The following is a 26,014-nucleotide window of genomic DNA, read 5'->3' as shown; positions in this document are numbered from 1 at the left end:
GAGCGAATCTGCTACGTGTATGCCTATAGTTTTGCTGATTGAAGACGAACCGGCACTGGGAATGATTGTGAAAGACAGTCTCGAAGTACGAGGCTTTACGGTACGTTATGCAACTGATGGAGATGTGGGTTTAACAATGTTTCAGCAAGAGCGCCCCGATATTGTTGTGGCTGATGTGATGATGCCAAATCTGGACGGTTTTTCGGTGGCCAAACAAATTCGTCAGACTGATCTGGACGTACCGATACTCTTTCTAACGGCTCGTTCGCAAACGGCTGACGTAGTACGTGGTTTTGAGTTAGGCGGAAATGATTACCTCAAAAAACCGTTTAGTCTGGATGAGTTGATTGTGCGGATCAATGCGTTGCTTCGACGTAACGTAGCGTCTCGAGCCGATAACCTGAAGCAAGATGGAGTACATATTGGTCGGTATCTGTTCGATTCACCCAAACAGCGGTTATCATTCAATGGTCATGACGTATTACTGTCGCACCGTGAATCGGAGCTGTTACGTCTTTTGTATGAACAGCGAAATCAGGTGCTTGAACGTAACGTTGTGCTGCTTCAGCTTTGGGGCGATGATAGTTTCTTTAACGGCCGTAGCTTAGATGTTTTTATTACCAAACTACGACGGCATTTACGCGACGATCCAAGCCTTCAGATCGTTAATGTACGGGGAATTGGTTATAAGTTGATCGTATAAAAAATGGCTAAACAAGTACTTGTTTAGCCATTTTTTATACGATTATTTGGTTTGAAACTACCAGAATCGAATATAAAGAACTGTAAGAATAAGCATGATAACCGTAATCAGTGCTGTAGCTGATGGGGCTAGTTTAAACATTCTGGAATCGATCTCAAATGCTTTTGGATTTATGGCAGGCCCTGTCAGGCTAATCAATACCATTGCTAGCACGGTAAAGAAAAAGGCCCAACCCATCGAAACCAGAAAAGGAATTTCATAAATACCGTCGGCGTTTTTGAAGGCCGTGTAGAGAATTGTCTCGTGCCCGAATAGCTGGGGGGCGAAGTTATTGAATAGAGTTGTCAGACCAAAGCCCAACAGAATACCAACAACGGCAGCGGCTCCTGTAGTACGTTTCCAGAAGAAGCCAAGTAGGAACACCGCAAAAATACCGGGGCTCAGGTAACCGGTGTATTTCTGGATGAACGTAAAACCACCTTCGCTACCAACACCTAATGTATCTTTCCATGTTAGGGCAATAGAAAGAAGCATTGCCACAAAAATAGTGATACGTCCGGCCCAAACAAGTTGTATTTCGGTCGCGTCTTTTTTAATGTACTTGTGGTAGATATCGAGGGTAAAAATTGTAGAGATTGAATTGGCTTTACCTGCCAGCGATGCTACAATAGCGGCTGTAAGCGCGGCCATCGATAAGCCTTTCAGTCCATTCGGCAAAAACGACAGAATCGCAGAGTAGGCATTGTCGGCCAAGAGTTTACCCCCCGGAGCCATTTCATTTTGCAGCCCGCCATTTTTATACAATACATAAGCCGCAATACCGGGGAGCATCACAATCAGTGGCATAAACAGCTTAATCATAGCTGCAAAAAGAATACCTGTACGTGCCGTTTTTAGGTCAGCTCCGAGCGCCCGCTGCGTAATGTACTGATTACAACCCCAGTAGTTAAGGTTTACAATCCATTGACCGGCAAAATACATCGTGATACCCGGTACGGTCAGGTATTTATTTACATCTACCTGTGGCGTATCAGGACCTGGTTTTGGGAAAATCAGATGAAAGTGATCTTCGGCATCGTTCATCATAGCCCCAAAACCGGCTATAACATCGTTGCCCAATCCAAATTTCTGACTCACTAACGTAAGGGCAATGTAGCTCGTAACCAATCCTCCGATAATCAATACGACAACTTGAATAACATCGGTGTAGCCAATTACTTTCATGCCGCCCAACGTAATAATCAGGGCGAAAATGCTTAGGCCAATGACAATAGGGTGAAAGAAATCTGCACCAACTAACGTACTGATGGCGAGCGCTCCCAGAAATAGAATAGACGTCAGGTTAACGAATACATAGAGAAATAGCCAGAAAACGGCCATAATTAAACTAACTGTTTCATTATACCGCGTTTTCAAAAACTGCGGCATAGTGTAAATATGATTTTTCAGGTAAATAGGAATAAACCATATAGCCACAATAATGAGTGCAACGGCGGCTAACCATTCATAGGCTGCCACAGCAATCCCAAACGTAAAACCATTGCCCGACATGCCAATGAACTGTTCCGCCGAAATGTTTGAGGCAATTAATGAAGCCCCAATTGCCCACCAGGTTAGCGAGCCCTCTGCCAGAAAAAAGTCTTTAGTATCGAGTTTAGTCTTTTGCTTCTTTTTATAAATCCAATATCCATACGAGGAGACCCCAATGAAATAAAGGAAGAAAATGATGTAATCAGTCTGGTTAAGCTGGTTCATGGAATAGCTTGGAATATAGTTTTCGAATTAGCGTGTAAAAAAGCAATTATTTCTCTAATTCGGCTTACTTTTTAGCAAAATCATTTACAAGTCCGCCTTTTTTTAATGATATGAATCCCTACTTATACCCTATAATACATGCATTTTTTGCGTAGAATGGCAGATAAACAAGAAAGGCGCTAATCAAAATGATTAGCGCCTTTCTTGTTTATCTGCCATTAATTACTGGGCAATGGCTTATTATTATGCTTATTTTTTCTCAACCAGTTGATTTACCAATTTCTTTAGATCATCAATTTGGCTTTGCAGACGTTGCTCAGTTTGTTGTTTCTCTTGTTGAAGTTGTTCAATCTGAGACTTTTGAGCATTGTTGGCTTTTTCGAGTTCGATGCTGTGCAGTACAACTTGTTCGATTTGTGCTAACAGTTTAGCATCCGTTTGGTGGAGGTCGTTACCTTTCTGTACCATTTCCTCTGCCGATGGCATGCCTGGCAGGTGTTTGTTGGCTTTGATAAATCTTTCAACTTCGCTCAACGACTTCAGTTTGTAATCCGATGCGAACACGTAGTCACTCCAGTCAGCCGTGTTTTTTACAGCTACTTTTACTTTCTCGGTCAGGATACCTTGTTCAACGAATAGTTTATAACCTGCTGGGGTACGAGTGCTACTACCGATGATGACAGCATCATCCTGTGTGCTTTGCAGGAACGAACCTTTCCGTTGCCAGAAGTTTTCAGCGACACCTTCACGAGCCGAAGCATTTGTGCTGACCAGAATAACATCACCAGAAGAATTGACGGAGAGGACTTTTGTTTGGTTGGTTGCCGAAGCAGGGGAGCTGCTGGTCAAATTGGTAAACCGAAGACCTGATTGGTGGGCAGTTCCTTTCGTGATTTCCAGCTTATTTTGAGGAGCGCTATTACCGATACCAACATTTACACTGGTGTTACCAAGAATCATTGCATTCGAAGCTGATACCACTGAGTTATATCCAATAGCAGTAGCATTGTTTAAGGCTCCTGTTCCGTTTGGAGGAGAAGCTGCTACACCAATGAATGTGTTATTAGAACCGGTCACATTATGATAACCAGCATATCGACCAATCGATACGTTTTCACCACCCGTCGTGTTTTTAAAGAAAACTCCGTCACCAATGGCGGTATTACCAGTACCTGCAGTATTACCATTTCCTGAACCATTACCCATAAACAGGTTATATGACCCATTGCTGTTGGCTCCAGATTGCTGACCTAGGTACAAGTTACCTGTACCGGTTGTGTTGGTGATACCTGCCTGATAACCTACAAATACGTTCGCTGCTCCTGATGTATTGTTAGAACCTGCCTGTGCGCCCAGAAAAGCATTACCACCACCGGTATTGGCTTTACCTGCCTGATGCCCAATAAATGCGTTATTGATTCCAGCTCCTGTATTACCTGATTCAAGACCCATATAAACACTGTTGGAGCCAGTGTTAGGGGCTTTAATGTAATTCTGTGCGTTATATTGGATAGAAAATCCAGTAGGCATATTCAGGTTACCCTGAACTGTCAAAGGGGTACCAGAGGGAACCTCAATGGTTTGCCCTACTGCCGAAAAGCTAAAGCCCAGTAAGCCGAGGTAGATAATTTGTTTCATTTGCGGTTCGATGAATTAATAAAGTGGAAAAGTTAGTGGAATTATTTTAGACGACAAAGTATTTTTTGGATACTTTATTTTAAAACTATCACTGATTCGGTAATATAAGCTGCCTTGTTTACAAATGTAGGCAGTTTATCCGTAACCAGCATATCTGGATATGACCAATAAGTTAATTTTTTGTGCATCTTTATTTATCGGTCCTTAAATAGTTTGCTGTCGAAATTTAGTACCCTTAAAGTATATGTTATATGCTGATAACCTTTAACTTAAAGATTTGTTAATAAACATAACGGCGGTGCTGATTCAGAAAATCAGCACCGCCGTTATGTTTATTAACTAGCATTCCATTATTTGATGGCAATCTGACGTATCGGCATCGGTTTCGTTAACGCTGGTGTCGACAGTTTGAAAGATACTTCCTCAACCTGCGTTCCGGCTGTAATACGAAATATGTAGGTTCCATCACCAAGCTGACTCATATCAAATTGCTGGCGGCATGCGTTTCGTTTACTATTTTTCCGAAGTAGTGTTTCCTGAAAGAGAACTTCACCCTTCTCGCTAACTAACTCAAGGTTCACTTTATTTTCTGACTTATACTTTTCCAGATAGATCCACATCTTAGTCATGTCTGCGGCTGGAAACACAGCAGCGGCAAAAACTTTCTTCTGCGAGTTGCCATCATCAGCTAGAGCAGGTGTCACAACAGATACAGTAAGTGCCAATAAGATGGCGCTAGCGAGCATTTTGACGGTAGTTTTCATGTGAGTCGATTAATTTAAAGAGAACCTTTAAGTGTCAACTCAATGATGCTTGCCAACCTGCCCGTCGCGGCCGTTTAGGAGCAACGGCTAAAAAAAATGATAAGTGGTTAAAGCTATTCTACAAAGTCCAGATCTTTTCCAAACGGATCTGGAAGGCGGCTGAGTGACCAAAATGACAGCCCATAAACAATAACGCCCAGTATACCTGCCGCAACTAAAGCGCCCATAGATGGCTTCAGTGCCTGAAATAGTAATGTCATCGGAATTAACGTACCGCGCACCACACTCGGCACCGACGTCGTGGCTGTATTGCGAAGGTTTGTACCATATAGTTCGGCTACCATCGTAAGGTACATCGCAATATAACCCGTACAGAAGCCCGCCAGCAGACAGATGGTATAAAGTCCTTTGGCTGTGTTTATTCCACCGAAAAGATAGATACTACTTAATAATGCACTGGATATCAAAAGACCCGTAATGGCTTTGATACGTGATTGAAGCCAGTGGCTTATCGGACCACTTAACAAATCGCCCCCGGCCAGACCAACGTAAATCATCATGACGCAACGCCCAGGCTTAACTATTTCTGGAATAGCCAGTGCTTCGCCAAATTCGTTGGCAAACGTACCCAATATGCCGACGATAAACCACGTGGGCATTCCGATTGTTACGCAACGAAAATACTTTTTAATTTGGGGCCAAGTGCTAAAAAACTGAAGAAAATTTCCACGGCTTACGTGTTGATGCTCTGCTTTCATTCGGCTGAATAAACCTGATTCAAAAATACTTACCCGAAGTAGGAGCAAAGCAAGGCCCATTCCACCGCCCACCCAGAAAGCGGTGCGCCAGTTGAAATATTCGACAGTGAGGTATGCGGCTCCTGCCCCCAGATAACCAATGCCAGCAACCATTGATGAACCGTAGCTCCGAATCTGTTTCGGAAGAATTTCTGATACCAGCACCATAGCGGCCCCAATTTCACCTGATAGACCAACGCCAGCAATAAATCGCAGAATAGCATACGTAGTAACATCCTGCACGAATCCACAGGCAATATTCGTGAGTGAATACGTAAGAATGCTACCAAACAGAACCGACATTCGGCCCCGTTTATCGCCAAGAACGCCCCAGAGAAACCCGCCGACCAAAAGTCCCGCCTGTTGAAAATTCAGAATGAACGTACCGGCTTTCGATACGTCTGCTTCCGATAATCCCAGCGACTGCAAACTTGGAACACGCACAATGCTGAAAATGAGCATGTCGTAAACGTCCACGAAAAAGCCAAGCGCCGATACAATGACCGGCAACGTAAATAATGGACGAAACGAAACGCGCGTTGACGAAGGAGTAAGGACTTCCATTGTTGGAGTCGGAATTAGGCAGATTAATAGATATGAATTTCGACCGGGATTTAGCTGATTTAATCCCTAAATCAGCTAAACCTCGCCGGGCCGACGTGTCGGTTCTGACTATTCCTCCAGATAATTCAAATCTTTTCCGTGGGTTTCGGGAATAGTTAGGATGGAGTAAAAGCCGAGTATAAAGCAGATCAGACCTACAGCCGCCCCTGCGTTAATAATATCGAGTGATGGTTTCAGGTAAGCGTATAAACTAGTCATCAGAATAACTGTACCACGTACCATATTTGGAACTGTAGTTGCCGCCGTAGCGCGGAGGTTGGTGCCAAATTGCTCCGCTCCAATTGTCACAAACATAGCCCAGTAACCAATTCCAAAGCCCATTGCTCCAGCGAGTCCGTACAGAACCGTAGCGCTCTTCACACCGAAATACAGATAAATCAGACTGAACACGAGCGATACAATCATTAATAACGTAACGGCCTTTTTCCGGGAAGCCATTGCTTGACTGATAAAACCACTGGCCAAATCGCCGAACGCCAGACCAACGTAGCACCACATAATGGCTAAACCCGGCTGAATTTCTTCCACAATGCCCAGTGCGCGCCCGAACTCATTGGCGAACGTAGCAAGGATACCAATTACAAACCACGTTGGTAAACCAATGCCGATGCATTTCAGATAGCGCTTAAAGCGGTCGGCATTAGTGAAAAACGAAAGAAAATCGCCTTTTGCTACGTGATCCTGCGACGATACGTCAGTAAACATACCCGATTCCACTACGCCGACACGTAGCAGCAAGAGGCCAACTCCCAAGCCACCGCCCACAAAAAAGGCCATCTGCCAGTCGAACAGTTTCACGGTGAAATAAGCCACCACAGCGCCGAACAGACCAATACCGGCTACCAATGACGTACCAATAGCACGTTTCTCTTTCGGAAGTACTTCGCTTACAAGCGTTATGCCTGCGCCGAGTTCGCCAGCCAAGCCGATTCCGGCAATAAAACGCATCAGCGCGTAATACACCACCGGGTCCATGAACGTAATATTTTTGATGAATCCGCAGGCAATGTTGGCGAGCGAATACGTAATGATCGAACCAAAGAGTACCGAAAGACGTCCGCGTTTATCGCCTAGCACACCCCACAGAATACCCCCGAGCAGCAGACCGCCCATTTGCCAGTTTAGGATGCTGGCTCCCACGGTCGAAATATCCTCACCAGTAAGGCCGAGGTCTTGTAGGCTGGGAACGCGTACAATTCCAAATAAGAGTAAATCGTAAATATCGACGAAGTAACCCAGGGCGGCTACAATAACAGGCAAACTAAACAGGCCAACAGTCGGAGATTCGGTTTTAGGGGAGACGGAAGAAACAGCCATGCGGCAAAAAAGAAGATTAAAAGGGCGAAATAATTCTGCAATAATACGAAACAGCCAAAGAAGATTAGGCCAAAATCCGGTAAGGTTCAGGATGTTTTACGAAGAAATGGGTTAGAATCACCTTCGCATTTGTCTGAAAGCATACTCTGATAATATTATGGTTTTGTTTTGATCAGTTTTTTCTGAATAAATACATCGGCATAGCGCCGACCAAGCGTACGCGCCGATTGCGTATCGAAGTGGGTCGAATCGCCTTTATGGGTCAATCCTTCTGAAAGAACGTAGTATGAATTTGGAATGTGCTGCGTGGCTTTCTGAAGCGCTTCGTTGACGGTTTTTGCATTTGGATTACGTTTCACCACAAAATCACCAAGCGTTCCAACCACAAACGGTACGTTGGGTGCATTCAGATCTTTCCGAAATCGCGCTACCAGTTCGGTCAGTTTAGCTTCATAGTCTGGTGCTTTCTCTGGATTGGAATCCGATTCGCCCTGATGCCAGATAAACCCTGCCAGTTGACCATTCTCCAAAGCTTTCTTCGCTCTACGTAGCGCATCATCATATGGGTGAGATTTTGTTGGCTCGTAATAAGCCCCTGTTTTCCAGCTATCAATCCCCGAACCGCCAACTGCGCAGGGGACCAGACCGATGTTCATTGATGGATACGCTTCAGTCAGTCGTTTCGCGAACGGGAAACCCGGCCCAACACCGATAACGGCTGGCTTGTCGAAATGCATCGGGTCTTGAGCAGGTACCCATGTTTCAGCTTTATCCAGCATCCAGATACGCGGATGTGTTTGCTTATCTTCGGTTTCGGGAACACCCCGCCCGGCCATATTCGACTGACCGATTAGCAAAAACAGTTGCAATCGAGGAGGAACGTCCTGCCTGAAAGCGAGAGTAACAAACAAAAGAAGAACGGCAGACAGACGAGCGCTGAATTTCATAAGCGTTTGGTCAACTTAACATGGTAAGTTCTTGTCGAACGTTTCAAAAAAGCACGTAGCGAGTTATGACTACCCGGATTTAAACCGAAAAATCATAACTCGCTACGTACCGATGCTACGTTAAAGACTCCATTACGTAGTGATTTACGTAGCGACTACGTTTTTCTTGACGTATCCCATCGTTTCGCGCTGGCGTTGCTCCACAAATTTCTGCGCTTTTGCCACTTTGGCTTTTGCCGCTTTCGGGTCTTTCGCCATAGCCAGCACCGCTGGAACAATTTTCGCTACGTCGCTGGGCGTGTCCATGTCGAATAGCCAGTCGCCTAGACCAACATCCCGCCACATGGCTCCTTTGCTGGTCTGCTCCTCGAACCGACAGACGATGGCCGGAACGCCCTGCGCAATGCACATAATGGGGGAATGCATCTCCAGACCGAACAACCCCGCCGACCGGATATACGTACTGACAGCCTCATCGGTCAACCAATAATGGTCGCGCCAGACTACTTTTTTCTTCACATCCTCAGGGAGCGGATCGTAAAGCATTTCCTTGCCGATACGTACCTGTGTTCCGTTTTCTGGCACAAGCAATACTTTGAGCGGGGTTTGCCGAACCACCTGAATAATGGCTTCGCGGATGGGGGCGTTGTCCTGCTCTTTCATTTTATCATTGTACGCCCGTTTGGCTTCGTTGGGAGTCTGATTTTTGCTGGGCAACTCCCACCAGGGCGAAAACCGATATTGTGGAATAGCACATAGGAACTTACCCGTTTCCAGCCCATGTTCCCGCAAAAATGCGTCGGCTGCCGCGTCGTTTCGAATGTCGACGGCAAATGCACCATCGGGGCAAAACTCCATAATCGGGCATTTTACTCCGTTCTTCTTGGCAAACTCCAGCGATACCGAATCCCGGAATAAGGCGAATTTGGCATTGGTCAGCAGGTCAATATCAATGGGGTTGAATTTGCTACGTTCCTCGGCAAACCCATACACACCCGGAAACGTAATGCCATAAATGCCGTATGGTTTACCCGTTTCCTTTACCCAGCGTTCTACGTCCTTGCGCGCCACCAATTGCGGTCCAGAACCGTGCAGTAGAAACACACAATCGGTAAAGGCTTTCTGGATTTCCTCGGGTGTTCGGATAATCGGTACGTTTGGGAATCGCTTACGTAGCATTTCCTCTACGCCGTTTCCTACGTTCGAGGGCCAGAGTCGTACCTGTACATCGGGCAGGTATTTTTCGAGCAACGTTAATACACCCGGTGTGTGTGCAATGTCGCCAATGTTTTCGGTCTGCCACGACGAGCGTAGAATAATAGATTTAGATGCTACGTTGCCCGCTTTCAGTGAAGAAAGTGAACCTAAAATCAACCCGGCAATGCCCGGAACCTGTTGAAGAAAATCGCGTCGGTTTAGCATAATTTCGAATCACAGTTAGACAGGATTTACAGGATTTATTGCGTTGAATACTGATAAAAAATCATGTTCATCCCGTAAATCCTGCCAAAAAAACTCAGTTACGCCATTACATTTTTTTTGACGTATCCCATCGTTTCGCGCTGGCGTTGCTCTACGTATTTGCGGGCTTTAGCGGCTTTAGCTTTGGCGGCTTTTGGATTTTTAGCCATTTCCAGTACCGTTGGAGCGTAACGGGCAATATCGTCTTCTTTGTCAAAATCAAACAGCCAGTCGCCGAGGCCGATATCCTTCCACATGGCACCTTTGCTGGTTTGTTCGGCAAAACGTCCGACAATAGCCGGAATGCCATTGCCGATGCACATGATGGGCGAGTGCATCTCCAGGCCAAACAACCCCGCCGACCGGATATACGTACTGACGGCCTCGTCGGTTAGCCAGTAGCGGTCGCGCCAGACGACTTTTGCTTTCACATCGTCGGGAAGTTTATCGTACAGGATCTCCTTGCCGAGTTTTACCTGCGTTTCATCTTCGGGGCAAATCAGTACTTTCAGCGGAGTTTGCCGAACAATCTGGATAATGGCTTCGCGAAGGGGGGCGTTATCGTGTTCGCGCATGGCCTTATTCCGTGCGTCACGTTCTTCATTGAAAGGGGTTTTCTTGCTTGGAATTTCCCAATAGGGCGTGAAGCGTGTGCGCGGAATCACGCACATAAACTTGCCTTCTTCCAGCCCGTGCTCTTTCATGAACGTAGTGGCAGCGGCATCGTTACGTAGATCAACGGCAAAGGCACCATCGGGGCAGAACTCCATAATGGGCGATTTTATACCAATGTTCTTCGCGAACTCCAGCGAAATCGAATCCCGGAAAAGCGCAAATTGTGCTTTTTTGAGCATCTCAACGGCTTGTGGATTGGGCGTTACCACGGCCTTCGGGTCGGGACTGTAGACGCCCGGAAACGTAATGCCATACACGCCAAACGGTTTCCCGGTTTCTTTATCCCACTGCACTACGCTACCAGTCGCCACCAGCGAGGGGCCGGAGCCATGCAACAGAAAGACGCATTCGGTAAAGGCTTTTTGAATTTCCTCCGGCGTTCGGATAATCGGTACGTTCGGGAACCGTTTGCGCAGCAGTTCTTCAACGCCATTATCCACGCTCGACGGCCACAGCCGCACTTCTACGTCGGGCAGGTATTTTTCGAGCAACGTTAGAACGCCCGGTGTATGTCCAATATCGCCGATGTTGACAGTTTGCCACGATGAACGTAGTATAATGGATTTTTTTGGGGCCAGACCGTCTGCTGCTAGACCATTTGCCCCCGGTTGCGTTTCGGTCAATTGCGCCAACGCCGGAATGCTGGATAGTAACCCGATCAGAGCGGGCGTTTGTTTCAGGAAGTTGCGACGGGTTGAATGGGTTTCGTTATTCATAGCGAATGTATTAAGAAGTCAGTTTAATAAGCTTACGCACGACCTGCATCGATGCTTTTTGGCGGTCGGCAACCACCTGCATGGCCATACGGGCTTTTTCTTTGGCCTGTGGATAGTTTTGATGAATCTGCATCAGGGTCGTATTCATCGTATCGGCTGAGGTGGTGTTAATATCGAACAGCCACTCATTCAGGCCAATATCACGGAACATCCAGCCCTTGCGTCCGTGCCAGATGGAGCGGGCATGAATAACCGGAACGCCTAGCGCCAGTGCCATAATGAGCGAATGTGGTTCCATACCAAACACCGTATGGGCGCGTGCATAAACCGACATCGCTTCGTCGGCACTCCAGAACGTATCACGAAAAACAACGCGCGGTTTTACGTCGTCGGGTAACGTATCGTACAGCATCGTCTTGCCGTATTTGGTTTCTTTGATCGATTCGGGAGCGATCAGGGCCTTTTGCCCGGTTTTGCGGACCCAGTTGGTAATTACCGCGCCGGTTTTAGCCATCCAGTCGCGGTTTTGAGCCTGTTGTTCGGGCGTTGGGTCGGCGGGGTTCAGGAAACTGCTCTTGCCGTGACCATCGAGCGGGGGCGTATTCGTCCGAATCACGACCGCCAGAAATTTACCCGCTTCCAGCCCGGTCTGTTTCAGGTAAGCCAGTCCTTTTTCCTCATCGCGCACATCAATACCGAAACAACCGTCTGGCCCGAATTCAAGCACGGCAGGTTTGAATTTGTTTTCCTGCAAATAATTCAGTGAATCTTTGTCGCGGGTATAAATGAAAGCGGCCCGATTCAGTACGTCGCGGAAAATCAAATCGGAAGGGGAGGCAAACTTATCGAACGACTGGCCATACAGCCCAAACGGAATGTTCCGCTCGTAGCAATAAAGCATCGGCGTGAGGTTCGCCATCGGCGCAGTCCATTCGTAACTAAACAGGCCGTAATTCATCGGCATACCCGAATTATGAATGTATAGATTGGCTTCGTTGAATGCCTTTATAACCGGACTATCGGGTTTGTCGGGAGCAAATTCGCCCGAAACCAGTTTCACTTTCGGGAAGTTTTTAGCTACCAGCGCTTCCGTAATAGGCCGGGGAGCCGCATGCCAGAGCACAACCTGCGCTTCGGGAACGTAGCGTTCCAGCAGACGTAGCGTGCCGGGCGTATGGCCAATGTCGCCAATGTTCATATCGTTCCACGATGACTTGAGCAGAATAACGGGTTTGGCGGCTGCAAACGATGGTTGGAACGGAATTGCCGTAGCAGCCATCGACAGACCAGATACCTTTAGAAAATGTCGGCGTGACGTCATAATTAATTAAGCTTTCGGGAAGGATTGTACCTGTGGACGACCAGATTCCGGACCTTCCGGGAAGGTAAACGTCGTTGCGATGGGCTTTGCCGATGCGGTTGAATCCTGCACCCGAACCGTCACCTTTCCGGCGCGATGGGTTGGATTGCCGATGGACAGTGTCCACCGATTGGTCTCACTACGTCGCCATTGCACAATACAGGGCTGGTCAACAGTCAGTTTGCGCTGATTGGGTAAATCCAGTGAACCCGGTTTCCAGAATATAACCTGCACCAAATCGGGGAGCGCAATGGCCTGTATGCTAGTCGTATTGGTGACAACGGTTGGCGATTGAAAAGAGGCAATATCGGCTGGTTTCAGACCCGGTGCCACTACGTAGCTATAGGTAGAACCGTCTTTCGAGCCCGAACTCCCGTGTTCAATCCAGAGACTGAATACGTCGCCCTCAATGGCGGGAGGTGGGTTTTTAGGGTCTTCGCGGGCTTCCCGGTGCGGTGCCGTGTTAAGTGTTTTCCAGGGGGCCGACTTCCGCTCGGTACGGATACGTAAGTTTGTTGCCTGCGGAAAGAGATACGTTACGCCATCGTGGTGAACCCAGCCCGCCTTGGTTTGGGTGTGGGTTTCGCCAGCAGGCAACGGAGCGGTTTGTTCACTAGTAGTAACTCCGCCCTTGACCCAGCATTGATTAACACTGGTTACAACGGGCAACGTAGCGTCGTAAGATCGAACGCTTGCGCCCAGACAGACCACTACGTTATCCAGGAAAAACCAGGCTTTCTGCGCGTGTAAGCCACCCCGATGAACTTCCATAGACGCTGCACCCAGTGTTCCGTCGGAGACGCCACCCGCCCAGTCGCTGCCGCCGTACGAACCAGCGCCCCAACTGTGCAACGGTAAGGGTACACTCGGATTATAGACACAACTTACCCCCGGAATCCGACGCCAGTCCCAAATTGGGAAAATGTTTCGATATTCCTCGCCGGTCTGCATCAGGCACATGGCTCCATCGCCGAGATGATAGCCTAACTCGTTCTGCTTTCCACCCGATTCATGACTGTAGACCCGGCGCGACGACATACGGGCCGACGCCTGAAAACCGGGCCGGTTATGCGCTACGTAGTCCGACATCCAGAAAACCCGATTGCCGACTGGAGCCGTTTGGGGTTCCGCTTCGCCCCGCATCCGACGAGCAAACGCCTGAAGTTCGGCCTGGCGTTTGCCGCCAAACGGAATCAAATGATCGCAGGCGGCTTCGGTTCCGAAACCGGAGTCGTGATCGGGGCCATGTTTCACCGGCCACGAAACCATTCGTCCTACAGTCGTAAAATCAAGCGAACGACCCCGCGTAAGCGGTTGCTGACCGTCGAGGACGTAGCGGGTCAGCGTCTCTATTTTGTCGGGCGCAAAAGCCAGCGATGTGTTACGTAGCGCCAACGCCAAAGCCGTAGCGTCGCGGGAGAAACCAAGCCCGTATAATCCGCCCGAATAAAATTGGGGACCGTGTTGGTGAAAACTGTAATCGACCTGAATACTTTCTCGCCGACCGGGGCCAATTTCCTGTTCGGCCTGCCTGGCGTACCGCGCTACGTAGGCGGCATCGTTCGACAGTAGACCCGCCAATACCTGAATAGAGGCTTCGTGCATTAGGTTTTCTCCCGTTGCCGGAGAGCCGGAATAATCCAGAACGCCATCGGGCCGTACACAGGTTTTCAGAATTGTAACGATCTGCGCTTTTTCGGTTGCTGATAACTCATTGCCCATCAGCACGGCGGCCTGTCCTAACGCTAAAGGCGAACCAATCTGGTAGAACCAGCCTGCCGATGGGGGATGAGGCTTACCCAGCCACACGCTTAACGCCCGATGCAGTGCGCTGGCCAGCTCGCTACGTTGTTGTCCCTTCGCTTCGTGAAAGGCTCCCGCCAGTTTCAGAATGCGGGTGCAGTGACCGTAGCGTTTGATGCCTTCGTGTTCGGGTTTGAACTGCGCTTCCAGATCAGGCCAATGACCCGTCGGGTCTAACGTAGCAAGCAGTTGTTCCGTGCTAATCCAGTTCACTTCCGGGATCAGGGTCAGATAATGTTCGGCGAGCCGTTGCTGAATAAGCCCCAGTTCTGAAGGAGCATTACTTGTTTCAGTCAGTTGTGTCAGGTCGAAACCGGGCCAGATTAATCCCAGACCCCCAATTGCCCCACCAGTCGATTTAAGGAAGGTACGCCGATTAGGCAAGCGATTTTCTTTACGCATAAGTAGCCGTATCTAAAGGAAAATCCCTGCTTATCAATAACCTGGGTTCTGCACCAGTTTCGGGTTCGCATCCATATCGTTTTGCGGAATCGGAAGCAGGTTGTGAAACGCTTGAATAACCGGATTTCGGCTGAAGGTATTATCGGCCTTCACCGCGTCAACCAGTTTTCCGGTACGTACTAGGTCAAAACGACGATGGTTTTCAAAGGTCAGTTCCAGTCGACGTTCCAATGCAACGGCATCCTTAAACTGTTGATACGTTAGCCCTGAAAGAGCCGGAATCCCAGCGCGGGTTCGTACCTTATTAATGGCCGCATACGCTTCAGCCGTTGGTCCCTGGTTCACTTCGTTCAAAGCTTCTGCCTGCATAAGCAGTACATCTGAATACCGTAATATTGGGAAACTGGTGCCTTCGCCACCGGCCGTTTTTGCCGTTTTGTCCCATAATTTCTGGAATGAAACGGCTTTGGTTGGGTCCGGGTCGGTGATCGACAGCACCGTAGTTGCCCCGTTATACACGAAAGATGTGATGAATGAAACGGCTTTCCGTTTGTCGGCATCGGAGTAGGCATTGAACAAACTTTGGCTAACTCGCGCAATTCCTGATCCACCACTTGGATAAATCAAGGCAGAACGAACCCCAAAACCCCGGCCAATTCCGTGTCCGCGCACGTCGGTAAGGTACTGAACCTCAAAAATATTCTCTTTTCCGCCCCGAGCGCTCAAGGCAAATGCATCGGCGAAGTTTGCGTAGAGGTCATAGACACCCAAGTCAACAACTTCTTTCGCTTTGGCTGCCGCCTGTGCCCAAAACGGCGAACTGGCGGTTGTACCGGCGCGGGTCAGATAAACTTTTGCCAGTATACCTTTGGCGGCTCCCTGCGTGGCCCGGCCCGATTCGGCGGCTGGGTAACTCTTGGGTAACACACTCTCGGCTTCCTTCAAATCGGCTTCAATCTGGGCGTAAATGTCCGCCACCGGCGACCGGGCCAGTTCAAGCCCATCCAGCGACGTAGTTTCTGAAGTTACTAACGGTACGTCACCGTAAAAACGAACCAGATTGAAGTAATGCAAGGCCCGCAAAAATTTGGCTTCGGCAACGTAGCGTTTCTTCAGGGTTTCGTCCATTGGAATGCCCGGCAACCGATCAATAACGATGTTGGAACGATTGATACCCCGATAAGCAGGTGCGTATTGCGAGATAAATCCGTTGGCCGGTGTTATTTGATAACGCCACAGCAATGGCCGGTTCGCGTCACCTGTCAGAAACGGAATGGCATCGTCGGTAGTTGTGATATCGAGGTTCGGATCGACGTTTCCAATCGCGTTGTAACAGGCTCCCAGCGCGGCTCTGGCATCGTCGGCACTTTTGTAATACGTAGCGTTGGTCAGATTGGTAACGGGCGACAAATTGAGCTGACTTTCGCAACCGAACGCCAGAAATACCGGAATTATCAGTAAAAGACGGTTAATTTTCATGATCGGAGTTCGGTTTAGAGTTTCAGGTTCAGGCCAATCAATAAAGTCTTAGCGGCTGGATACCCGCCGTAGTCAATTCCCTGACTAAGCGACGAGCTACCGTAGCGGTTTACCTCGGGATCATAGCCCGTGTATTTGGTGAACGTCAGATAGTTTTGAGCCGCTACATATACTTTGACCGACGAAAATCCAGCCCGGTTAATCAACGTAGTGGGCAGCGTGTAACCCAGCGAAATATTTTTCAAACGCAGGTATGAGCCATCTTCTACGTGCAGGCTCGACAGCAACCGCGAACCACCGGCGGCATTGGCACGAGGAATCGTATTACCGCCGTTCGTTGGCGTCCAGCGTTCCAGTACACGCGCTGACTGATTGTTGCCGCCCGTTAGATTAATCAGGTCGAACGTAGCGTAGTTGATGATTTCGTTTCCAGCACTTCCCTGAACAAAGAGATTCAGATCAAAGCCTTTGTAGGAGAACGTATTGTTAAACCCACCAAAAAAATCAGGATTGGCATTACCGATAATATCCCTGTCCAGATCGCTGATAATACCATCGCCATTACGGTCTACGTAGCGAAGATCGCCGGGTTTAGCCGTTTTCTGAGATGATGCGTCCACTTCGGCCTGATTCTGAAAAATACCGTTCGTTACCAGCCCAAAGAAATTGCCTAGCGAGCTGCCTACACGCAATAGAATCGGGTTTTGCCCCGTGTTCGAAATAGTGGCGTCGGAACCAGTCCGAAACTCCTGCCGACCATCGAGGGTAAGGATTTTGTTCCGGTTAAACGTAATGTTAAATTCCGATGTCCAGCGGAAGCCGCCCCGGTCTACGTTGATCGTATTCAGCGCAAATTCGAAACCCGTATTGCGCACGCTACCAATGTTTTTGAGTGTGTTGCCGAAACCCGACGAGGTGGGTACGCTCACGCTGAAGAGGAGATCAGACGTTAGTTTGTTGTAATAATCCGCCGATATCTGAAGCCGGTTGTTGAACAGGCCAATGTCAAAGCCAACGTCGAACTGGGCGTTTTTCTCCCACCGCAGATCGGGGTTACCAATGCCGCCTGTAGCCGATCCTACCTGTAAAGCACCCCCTAAAACGTAAGGAGTTGAGGTAATGTTGGCCAGATACTGATAGTTCCCGATTTCCTGATTGCCGGATAAGCCGTAGCTGGCCCGGATTTTAGCATCCGATACGCCTGTCAGTCCTTTCATCCAGGGTTCATTCGCCAGTTTCCAGGCAAAAGCACCCGATGGGAAAAAGCCAAACTTGTTGTTCGGACCAAAACGGCTGGAACCGTCGCGACGACCGGTAAGCGTAAACAGAAAGCGATCTTTGAGCGAGTAATTGACGCGAGCCAGATACGAAATGAGTCGCCATTGACTAGCGCCAGTGCTCGGTGCAACCAACGTAGAACCCGCTCCGAGATTATTATACAATGCAAAATCATCGGCAAACGTATTGGCGTTCGCATCCACCGATTCCGCATTAATTCCCTGAAATGTGTAGCCTACTATCGCATTGATGTTATGATCTTTACCCAATTGACGGCTGTAATTAAGCGTATTTTCGTTCAGCCAGTTTATGGATTGTGACGAGCTAACCGAACCGCTTCCGCCCAAACTGGCCCCTAACGTAGCAAGTCGGGTAATGTAAGAGTTGTTCTTCGAGGTTAGCAAATCGGCACCGAAGCTGGTTCTGAACGTCAGTCCTTCCAGAATTTTTACATCAACGTAGGTGTTCGCCAACAGACGTATCAGCGAGGTACGGTCGGTAAATTCCCTAACCATAGCCATTGGGTTATCCGCTCCCAAACCGTTCAGCACGCCCACGTTTTTATAATAGCTACCGTCGGCATTGTAGATCGGGAACGTAGGTGAGTAATTGAACGCTGAGGCAATTACACCGTCGACAGCCCGGTTTCCGGCAGTCTCCGTGCGCGGTCCATTGCTGATTGTATAAGCTCCCTGTATAGTCATGCCCACTTTAACCCGTGAGGACAGTTCGTTATCCAGATTGGTACGCAGGGTGTAACGCTTAAAATCGGACCGGGGAATAATACCGTCCTGGCTAAAGTAACCCGCCGAAACCGCGTAGCGAGACGTAGCGCCCCCTCCCGAAATGGAAAGCTGATGACTCTGAATAGGTGCATCACGTAGTACAGTCCGCTGCCAGTCGGTGCCTTCGCCCAGCGTAGAAGCCAGCGGCCGATCAGCCGTACTACCATCAAAATAGGGTTTGCCGCCGTTGTTCGTCTGCGCTTCGTTGACCAGTTCGGCAAACTGACGGGCGTTGAGCAGGGGAATAATATACCGTGGAGTCTGATTACCATAGTAGCCATCGTAACTCACTACGGACTTTCCCGATTTACCCCGTTTGGTGGTTACCAGCACAACACCGTTCGAACCCCGTGAGCCGTAAATGGCTGTTGCTGAGGCATCTTTCAGAATTTCGATACTCTCAATATCGTCCGTATTGATTGAGTTGAGGTTTCCCGTCGGAAATCCATCGATCACGTAAAGCGGGTCGTTGCTGGCGTTTACTGACCCGGAACCCCGGATACGTATCGTAGCACTTCCGCCCGGACGTGCCGAGTTGGTCGTTACCTGAACACCGGCCGCACGACCCTGCATGGCCCGGTCGAGCGATGGAATCGGCGTGGCTTTAATATTCGCTTCGCCTACCTTCGCCACCGACCCGGTCAGATCCGATTTCTTCACCGTACCGTAGCCAACTACCACGACTTCGTTTAGCGACTGATTGTCGGGTTGCAACGTAACGTTCAACGATGTACGATTGCCGACTGCCAGTTCCTGCGATGTGTATCCGACGAAACTGAAAACAAGCACCGTTTTTTCGTCGGGAACGGCTATCTGATAACGCCCTTCGGCATCGGTACTGGTACCACGTATCGTGCCTTTAATCACTACGTTCACACCAGGGAGTGCTTCGCCTTTATCGCCCGTAACGCGGCCAACTACGCGAATGTCTTCGGGTGCCAGTGGAGCCATCTTTGGACTCAACGGCGAAACTGGCGAAAAACTGTTTTCGGACGACTGCTGTAAGCTGGCTTCGGGCTGACCTAAACCGGCCGATGCACTCGTTTTTCGATCATCCGATTTGATGACGTAGTAAGACTGCTCATTTAACTTTTTTACCTGAAGACCATAAGGTTTCAGCAACGTTTGCAATTGCTTTTCCAGCTTACCCGACCGATTACGGGCTTCAGCCGGTACGACAATGCCCTGAACGGTTGTTTCTTCGAACAGGATACTCACCTGATGCTGGCGGCTCAGTTCGGTGAGAACCTCTTTAAGTTTCTGCCCTTCGGCAAAGACTGATTGTGTAGCACGAGTTGATTTATTTTGCTGACGTGCCAGTGCGAATGGTTGAGCTAATGCCAATTGCTGACACAGCAAACCGAACAGAACAAGCCAGGCGTTGGGTATAGGTAAACGAAACATGTTACTGAGGTTGTTTGGAAGTTCTTAATTCGATATGATTTCGATTTTTTACAATATTCAGATTGAGCATCTCTGACAGAATCTGGAGCAAATCATCTGCTTTTTCAGCCTTGAAATTTCCGGCAATGCGTCGCTGCGCCAGTTGCGCGTCAACCACAATCACTTTCACGCCAAAGCGTTCTTTTATCTGTTCGGCAACTTCAGAAAGTGACGTATTGTCGAAATAAAACCAGTACTCTTTCCAGGCCGTATATGGGCGGGCAGGGGCTGATTGGGTGAGTTTATACCGTCCCGAATTAGCTACGGTTACTACGTTGCCGGGTTTCATGTAGAGCTGCTGACCCTGAGGGAGTTCAAGCTTTACTTTTCCCTTATTAAGGAAAACTCGCTTGCCCCGCTCACGAGCGTAGACGACAAACTCCGTACCCAGCACTTCGACCTGAAAATTTCCGGATGTCCGAACCACAAATCGTTGATTATTAGTCTTATGCGTTACTTTAAATTCGCCTTCACCGTTCAGGAAAACATCGCGGGTATCGCTGCCAAATCCGAAGCGGGGAACACGTAGCGTTGAATTGGCATTTAGGGCAACCGACGTACCATCGGAGAGCTGGAACGTAGCGGTTTCACCATAAGCGGTCCGATACGTAGTATAAAGCAGTTCTGCCCGAAACCAGTAAGCACTTATGGCACTAATCAATAGAATTGAAGCCGCTATTTGCCAGTTTATCCAACCGGCTGTCCAGGACACACGCATCGGTTTTGACTCTCTGGGCTGGTTGGCCGAAGGCGTATTTTGCTGGAGAACAGACTGAAATTGGTTCAGCGCAGTATCGTCATCGACGGCGAACTGCGGATGCTGACTTTCCCATTCATCGAGATATTGGTAATACGTTTCCCGATTCGTTTCGTCGGTCAGCCAGGCTTCGATGTATTTTCGCTGGATGGCTGTCGCTTTTCCATCGAAAAAATCAAAGACAATATTTTTTAAAGGTGATTGGTTCATAACTGCTTGATAGTATGTTGATTAACAAAGGTGAGATAGGTTGTGAATTATAAACCGAGAAGGGACGAGAGGCCAATTACCAACGTAATGAACCATTCAGCTTTTAGCTCCTGCCGAAGTTTGCTCAGCGCGCGGATGAGCAGTTTTTCAACAGCACTGTTGCTGATTTGCATATCCTGCGCGATTTCTGTGTATTTCTTTCCTTCGATTCGGCTGAGCAGAAAAGCGCGTTGACATTGGGGCGGTAAGTTCTGAATTACCGCGTCGATTTTCTGATGGAGTTCGCTGTAATGAAGCACCTGATCAGGTTGCAGCGACGTTGGAACCGATTGCTCCTTTGCCGACTCCAGCGAATCGGACTGATGGAGTTCCCAGCGTAAATAATTGTAAGCGCGGTACCGAACGGCCTGATACAGATAAGCGCGATACGACGTAGTAATGTTTTCAAAAATCCGGTCTTGCCAGAACGTAGTGAAAACCTCGGCTACCAAATCTTCGGCTATCTCTTTCGAATACACGAAGCGGACGGCATGGTTAACCAGATTGGTATAGTAGCGCCGAAACAACAAAGCGCAGCCTTGTTGAGCATTTTGCGTAAATGCCTGACGAAGCATCAATTCGTCGTCCGTCACGTTGGGCGTCGATTCTGGTCTTTTATTAACCGACAGTCGAGGAAAGCTATCGGGTTTAGGAAGGTCACTGTTTAACGGTAATAGAGACATACAAACGTCCGTTAAGCGGGTAGTACTTAACATAGACAAGTTTGGACTTTATTACCTCACATAAGAACATAAATATTTTTTCCTGTTATCCTTTATTTTTAGTCGCCCGGCTGTCATTCATCTATTGGAGCTGGATTTTCGGGAGGAATACTTGTTTCTTGAACTGTCTCAATAACTGGTTCGGGACGTAGCAGGGGTTGTGGTTTGGGCAGGAATCCGTAAACGCTATAGGCCGTTCCCAACGCCCAAACTTTCAAACCGACTCGTATGAAAATCAGAGCTTGCTGAACCACAAACATGAGCAGAATGGTGAGCCAGCCACTCATTAAAATAAGGGAATCGAGCAAGAAATAGATACCGAATAAACCCGTTCCGACCAGAATAAGGAGCAAATAAATTCCGTAGGTTTTTACCGGGTTACGTAGCACAAGTCGTCCGGCGAGACCAAAAGCACGTAGTGCGCTACGTTGATCTTCCCGAAACAAAATCACTTTAGCGTAATCGTTGATGCACAACACCAACGTAACGGTCAGCGCGAAGAGAACAAAAAACGATAGACCAATCCAGAACTGGCCACGCTCGGTTACCGCGTCATTGGCGAGCACCGCTACTAACGAACCTGCTACAAGCCATAGTCCTCCGCCAATTAAAACAAAGACGAACGTAACGCCCAACAATCGCAGAAACCGACCAACGTAGTGCGTACAGCCCTGCCAGAACGTACCGGCATCGAATCGGGAATTGGGTTGGGCGAAACGTAGCAGAATACCACCCGCAAAAAATACACTCAGAAATAGATAGAAAAGCCCTAACCATCGCCCAACGCTGACTAGTGGATTGACAGCCTTTTTACTTTGGTGAAGAAAATCGGAGATAACGGTATAGTCGAAACCGTTCAGTAGCTCTTCGAAAGCCAGCGAATCTTGCCCTTCGACTTTCAGAGTATTATAAAAAGGGAGTGCCGCAATGAGCCCAAGCACCAGCGTAATGCCATACAGAAGCCATACCAGCCGAAGACTGCCGAGCGTTTGGCGGAAAGAAAGAAGAAGCGAATTCACGTTCTGTCAGATATTAGCCGGAGTGCCCAGGCTTTTCAAGGCACATATTACGAATTTTTGTTCGCGTCGGCCAAACGAAAATACTTCGTTACTAATCAATCGCCTGAAAGCGGATGTTCCGTCCTGATTTTTTCCTGTAATTTCAGAAAACCATCAATCAGTGCTTCGGGACGGGGTGGGCAGCCCGGTACGTATACATCGACTGGAATAATGCGGTCTACGCCTTTTACTACGTGGTAACCATGTTGCCAATAAGGGCCTCCACAATTTGAACATGAGCCCATCGAAATTACATAACGAGGCTCGGCCATTTGCTCATAGAGTCGGCGGATACGGTCGGCCATTTTGTAGGTAACCGTTCCCGAAACGATCATAATATCAGACTGGCGAGGGGAGGGGCGAGGAAAAATACCGAATCGTTCTAGATCGTAATTTGAGGCCATGGCTCCCATCATCTCTATAGCGCAACAGGCCAGCCCAAACGTAAGCGGCCAAAGCGATTTTTCTCGCGACCAGTTGAGCAAATCTTCCGAGTGCATCAGCAAAACGCTGGCTTCGCCCGATTTATCAGATATAGAATGAGAGGTCATAATTTTATAGGTAGAGGCAAGGCATGCCTTGTCTCTACAATTTGCAATTTACAATCTACCCTTATACCGGTCGTTTACCTGTTGATACAACTGCTTTGGAACTTTGGTTTCGATGGTTGGAATTTTCGGTGTTGGCTTCACCCAATCCAGATAGCCTTTTACCCAGACATAAGCCAGCCCCAGCGCCAGAATGGCCACAAAGAGAATTGCTTCGGTCAGGGCGAACCAGCCCCATAAGCCGTTTGTCGCTTTAATCAGTTGCTCCTGACCAAATACAGTTGCCCATGGAAAGAGAAAAACCAATTCAACATCGAACAGAACGAACACCAATGCCACAACGTAGAACCGGATATTGAACTGCACATTGGCATTTCCAACGGGTTCCTCGCCCGATTCATACGTACTGTTTTTTTCAATATTCGGACGATTCGGACGTAGCAAACGCGCTACAAACAGCACGATGGCAATGAACGCAAATGCCCCCACAATAAATAACAATATGATGCCAAAGTCGGAAAGCATATCTTTTGGAGTAGTAAGAGTGAGGAGCGCGTAGTAGGAGTTTTATACTTTTGAAATAAAGCGCTAGCACTCCTACTACGCGCTCCCCACTTCTATTACAACTTTATTTTTTCTTCTTCTGATACAGGTTATAGACAATGCCTACCTGTAGATTGCGATTGTAATATTGAGCCGTGGGCTCGGGCGATACGTTGACAAGGCCATGAACGTAGCGAACATGCAGGCTAAATTTGTCGGCCATATCGAGAAAATCGTAGTGCGCACCTACAACAATTCCCGTGTCGTACTTAAGGCCCGGCCCGCCGGTACGTCCACCATTTAATGCATAGCTAAACTCAGGGCCCGCCTGAATCGTAATGCCTTCAGTTGGAATATAGCCAAGAAGAATTGGGAGGCTGGCGTAATAATAAGACACACTGGTTGTGGAACGTCCACCCGTCGTTAGCTCCTGCTGGAACGTACCACCACGGATACCTACCAATGCTTCGGGCTGTAGAACCAATCGATTGTACCGATACCGATACATGACGCCAGCATGTGGTTCGAGGGCACGGTGAGGAATATTCGGACTGACCCCAGAAATAGATATCTGGGTAAATGACCCGCCGAGTTTGAGCCCGAAATGACCACCAACTGGCTTATTACTTTGCCCCAGAACAAGGCCGGGAAAGCTAATTGCAACTAGAAAAAAAAGTAACCGATACGTATGCATACAAGCGTTTAACATGAGCGTTTTCTTTCGATAACGTAATACTACCGAAACGCTGGACTTCAAGGATGCACAAAGTTGGTTAAAAAAAGTTAAGAAGCCGTTGTTACGCCCTCAATTGAACGTAACGAATCGCCTAATTTAGTCGTGGGTCGACCGGATAATGGGCAATCGATTTGTATTCGCCCCCCATTCGTTTCAATACGCCCCGCCAGAATTCCTTTGTCGGTGTTTCGAATAAAAACTCGGCGCTAGTTCGGTTGCTCTGGCTTACGATCCAGGCTTTCTGGCCTAACTCAGCGTCTAACTGACCTTCGCTCCAGCCCGAATAGCCAATAAAAAATCGAACATCATGCTCTGTGAGGGTTCCCAGATTAACATTCTTCTTAATCTGCTCAAAGTCACCACTCCAGTATAAACCGTCAATTACGCGAATGGAGCCATCGATTAGATCGGGGCGTCGGTGAATAAAATGCAGGGTGTTTTGCTGAACCGGCCCGCCTACAAAAAGTGGCAGATCGGTATGTACTTCATCAATAACATCGCCGAGATGAATATCCGTCAATTGGTTAAGAACGAGGCCAAACGTACCTGACGTACTGTGCTCACAAACCAGCACAACACTACGTTCGAAATTGGTATCGCCCATAAAGGGTTCGGCAATCAGCAGGTCGCCGTTGGTAACGACTATAGACTGGCTAGACATAGGCATCAGGTTGCTGCGTGAGTTGTACTAAGTAACGACTTTTTTTCTCCTGTATTGATACAAACGATTTTCTGAGGCTAGCTTCCTTATTTTACGAACAATTTACGCCTATAGATTCATCTGTATCACATTTGAAAGGCTAATTTGATTTTACGTCCAGAAATCCGTTCAAGCAGTGGACGTAGCATCTGGTCGGCATTACGGCTGGTTTGGACTAATATGCCGCTATTCAGGGCGGCTTCACGAACTTGTCGCTCGGCCTGCCGATACGCATCACTTACGAGTTGAGCTTCATTCAGAAACGAAAATCGGGTGTCATACACGCGTGAGCGGTCGTGATTGATTTTCCAGGTGCAAAGTTCGGGCTTGGGTAATAGAATGATTATCGAATCGGTATTTACCCTGATATCGGCTGGAGTGATCTTTGTAAGATCCAGACAGCCAGTTGCTTCACCTTCTACCAGCAAAATAGCGTTTGCATTCGGTAGAAACGTATTGACCTGCTCGTGTTCAACAATGTCTTTGAATGTATAACGTACAAGTTCCAGCCGTCCTAATTCCTTTATTTCTTTCAAAACAACACTTTGCGTAGTCTTGTCGCCCCGCCGAAACCTGCTCATGACGTCATTGCTACGTATCTGTTCCCAGATCGCAATCAAGCCAACTGCTAGTACGGCTAACAGAAACAGGCGGAAAAGAATGGTTAACAATCGGGACATGGCTTAACAACTGATTTGCGCAATGCTACGTATGCCATTGGATGGATAGAACGTAGCGAATGACCGGAAAGTTA

The 26,014-nt window shown here is 48.2% G+C and carries 21 protein-coding genes; 1 reads left to right on the top strand and 20 read right to left on the bottom strand.

Going from position 1 to position 26,014, the window contains the following annotated elements; genetic code table 11:
• Nucleotides 1-19 precede the first annotated feature (19 nt).
• Nucleotides 20-703, top strand: a complete 684-nt coding sequence (locus ACYVD4_RS13500) for a response regulator transcription factor (protein WP_460946422.1) — start codon at nucleotides 20-22, stop codon at nucleotides 701-703.
• A gap of 57 nt (nucleotides 704-760) precedes the next feature.
• Here ACYVD4_RS13500 and ACYVD4_RS13495 read toward each other — a convergent pair whose 3' ends face one another.
• The 20 genes from ACYVD4_RS13495 to ACYVD4_RS13400 form a co-directional block, all read right to left on the bottom strand.
• Entirely contained in the window at nucleotides 761-2,458 is a 1,698-nt protein-coding gene (locus ACYVD4_RS13495; RefSeq protein WP_460946420.1) for a sodium:solute symporter family transporter, read from the bottom strand.
• Nucleotides 2,459-2,707: 249 nt separating this feature from the next.
• Nucleotides 2,708-4,096: a cell division protein ZapB gene (locus ACYVD4_RS13490; protein WP_460946418.1), complete on the bottom strand. Its 1,389-nt coding sequence runs from the start codon at nucleotides 4,094-4,096 to the stop codon at nucleotides 2,708-2,710.
• 350 nt (nucleotides 4,097-4,446) lie between these two features.
• On the bottom strand, nucleotides 4,447-4,860 hold the full coding sequence (locus ACYVD4_RS13485; protein WP_460946416.1) for a hypothetical protein: 414 nt from the start codon (nucleotides 4,858-4,860) through the stop codon (nucleotides 4,447-4,449).
• A gap of 113 nt (nucleotides 4,861-4,973) precedes the next feature.
• Nucleotides 4,974-6,221 carry an MFS transporter gene (locus tag ACYVD4_RS13480; protein ID WP_460946414.1) on the bottom strand — a complete coding sequence of 416 codons (1,248 nt, stop codon included), beginning with the start codon at nucleotides 6,219-6,221 and terminating at the stop codon, nucleotides 4,974-4,976.
• 108 nt (nucleotides 6,222-6,329) lie between these two features.
• Nucleotides 6,330-7,598: an MFS transporter gene (locus ACYVD4_RS13475; protein ID WP_460946412.1), complete on the bottom strand. Its 1,269-nt coding sequence runs from the start codon at nucleotides 7,596-7,598 to the stop codon at nucleotides 6,330-6,332.
• Nucleotides 7,599-7,753: 155 nt separating this feature from the next.
• Nucleotides 7,754-8,545: a sialate O-acetylesterase gene (locus tag ACYVD4_RS13470; RefSeq protein WP_460946410.1), complete on the bottom strand. Its 792-nt coding sequence runs from the start codon at nucleotides 8,543-8,545 to the stop codon at nucleotides 7,754-7,756.
• Nucleotides 8,546-8,689: 144 nt separating this feature from the next.
• Nucleotides 8,690-9,967 (bottom strand): polysaccharide pyruvyl transferase family protein, encoded by a 1,278-nt coding sequence (locus tag ACYVD4_RS13465; protein WP_460946408.1) that lies wholly within the window; start codon nucleotides 9,965-9,967, stop codon nucleotides 8,690-8,692.
• A 98-nt stretch (nucleotides 9,968-10,065) separates the two neighbouring features.
• Nucleotides 10,066-11,397 carry a polysaccharide pyruvyl transferase family protein gene (locus ACYVD4_RS13460; protein WP_460946406.1) on the bottom strand — a complete coding sequence of 444 codons (1,332 nt, stop codon included), beginning with the start codon at nucleotides 11,395-11,397 and terminating at the stop codon, nucleotides 10,066-10,068.
• Between the two features lie 10 nt (nucleotides 11,398-11,407).
• Nucleotides 11,408-12,718: a polysaccharide pyruvyl transferase family protein gene (locus ACYVD4_RS13455; RefSeq protein ID WP_460946404.1), complete on the bottom strand. Its 1,311-nt coding sequence runs from the start codon at nucleotides 12,716-12,718 to the stop codon at nucleotides 11,408-11,410.
• A gap of 6 nt (nucleotides 12,719-12,724) precedes the next feature.
• On the bottom strand, nucleotides 12,725-14,962 hold the full coding sequence (locus ACYVD4_RS13450) for a polysaccharide lyase family 8 super-sandwich domain-containing protein (RefSeq protein ID WP_460946402.1): 2,238 nt from the start codon (nucleotides 14,960-14,962) through the stop codon (nucleotides 12,725-12,727).
• Nucleotides 14,963-14,995: 33 nt separating this feature from the next.
• Nucleotides 14,996-16,441 (bottom strand): RagB/SusD family nutrient uptake outer membrane protein, encoded by a 1,446-nt coding sequence (locus ACYVD4_RS13445; protein WP_460946400.1) that lies wholly within the window; start codon nucleotides 16,439-16,441, stop codon nucleotides 14,996-14,998.
• A 14-nt stretch (nucleotides 16,442-16,455) separates the two neighbouring features.
• On the bottom strand, nucleotides 16,456-19,908 hold the full coding sequence (locus ACYVD4_RS13440) for a SusC/RagA family TonB-linked outer membrane protein (RefSeq protein ID WP_460946398.1): 3,453 nt from the start codon (nucleotides 19,906-19,908) through the stop codon (nucleotides 16,456-16,458).
• Nucleotide 19,909: 1 nt separating this feature from the next.
• Entirely contained in the window at nucleotides 19,910-20,914 is a 1,005-nt protein-coding gene (locus ACYVD4_RS13435; RefSeq protein ID WP_460946396.1) for a FecR family protein, read from the bottom strand.
• A gap of 47 nt (nucleotides 20,915-20,961) precedes the next feature.
• Complete coding sequence (locus ACYVD4_RS13430; RefSeq protein ID WP_460946394.1) at nucleotides 20,962-21,636, bottom strand: RNA polymerase sigma-70 factor; 675 nt, start codon at nucleotides 21,634-21,636, stop codon at nucleotides 20,962-20,964.
• A gap of 113 nt (nucleotides 21,637-21,749) precedes the next feature.
• The gene (locus tag ACYVD4_RS13425; protein ID WP_460946392.1) at nucleotides 21,750-22,694 is read right to left on the bottom strand and encodes a hypothetical protein; all 945 of its coding nucleotides are present in this window, start codon (nucleotides 22,692-22,694) and stop codon (nucleotides 21,750-21,752) included.
• 95 nt (nucleotides 22,695-22,789) lie between these two features.
• A complete protein-coding gene (locus ACYVD4_RS13420; RefSeq protein ID WP_460946390.1) occupies nucleotides 22,790-23,284 on the bottom strand; it encodes an NADH-quinone oxidoreductase subunit B in 495 nt (164 codons plus the stop codon).
• 48 nt (nucleotides 23,285-23,332) lie between these two features.
• Entirely contained in the window at nucleotides 23,333-23,806 is a 474-nt protein-coding gene (locus tag ACYVD4_RS13415; protein ID WP_460946388.1) for an NADH-quinone oxidoreductase subunit A, read from the bottom strand.
• Nucleotides 23,807-23,909: 103 nt separating this feature from the next.
• On the bottom strand, nucleotides 23,910-24,518 hold the full coding sequence (locus ACYVD4_RS13410) for an outer membrane beta-barrel protein (protein ID WP_460947539.1): 609 nt from the start codon (nucleotides 24,516-24,518) through the stop codon (nucleotides 23,910-23,912).
• A gap of 133 nt (nucleotides 24,519-24,651) precedes the next feature.
• Complete coding sequence (locus tag ACYVD4_RS13405; protein WP_460946386.1) at nucleotides 24,652-25,221, bottom strand: YqgE/AlgH family protein; 570 nt, start codon at nucleotides 25,219-25,221, stop codon at nucleotides 24,652-24,654.
• 125 nt (nucleotides 25,222-25,346) lie between these two features.
• Nucleotides 25,347-25,940 (bottom strand): DUF4230 domain-containing protein, encoded by a 594-nt coding sequence (locus ACYVD4_RS13400; protein ID WP_460946384.1) that lies wholly within the window; start codon nucleotides 25,938-25,940, stop codon nucleotides 25,347-25,349.
• Between the last annotated feature and the right edge of the window lie 74 nt (nucleotides 25,941-26,014).

Source organism: Spirosoma daeguense (assembly GCF_054776875.1).
Note: the sequence above shows the minus strand (reverse complement) of the source record. Positions and strands in the feature narration are given on the sequence as shown.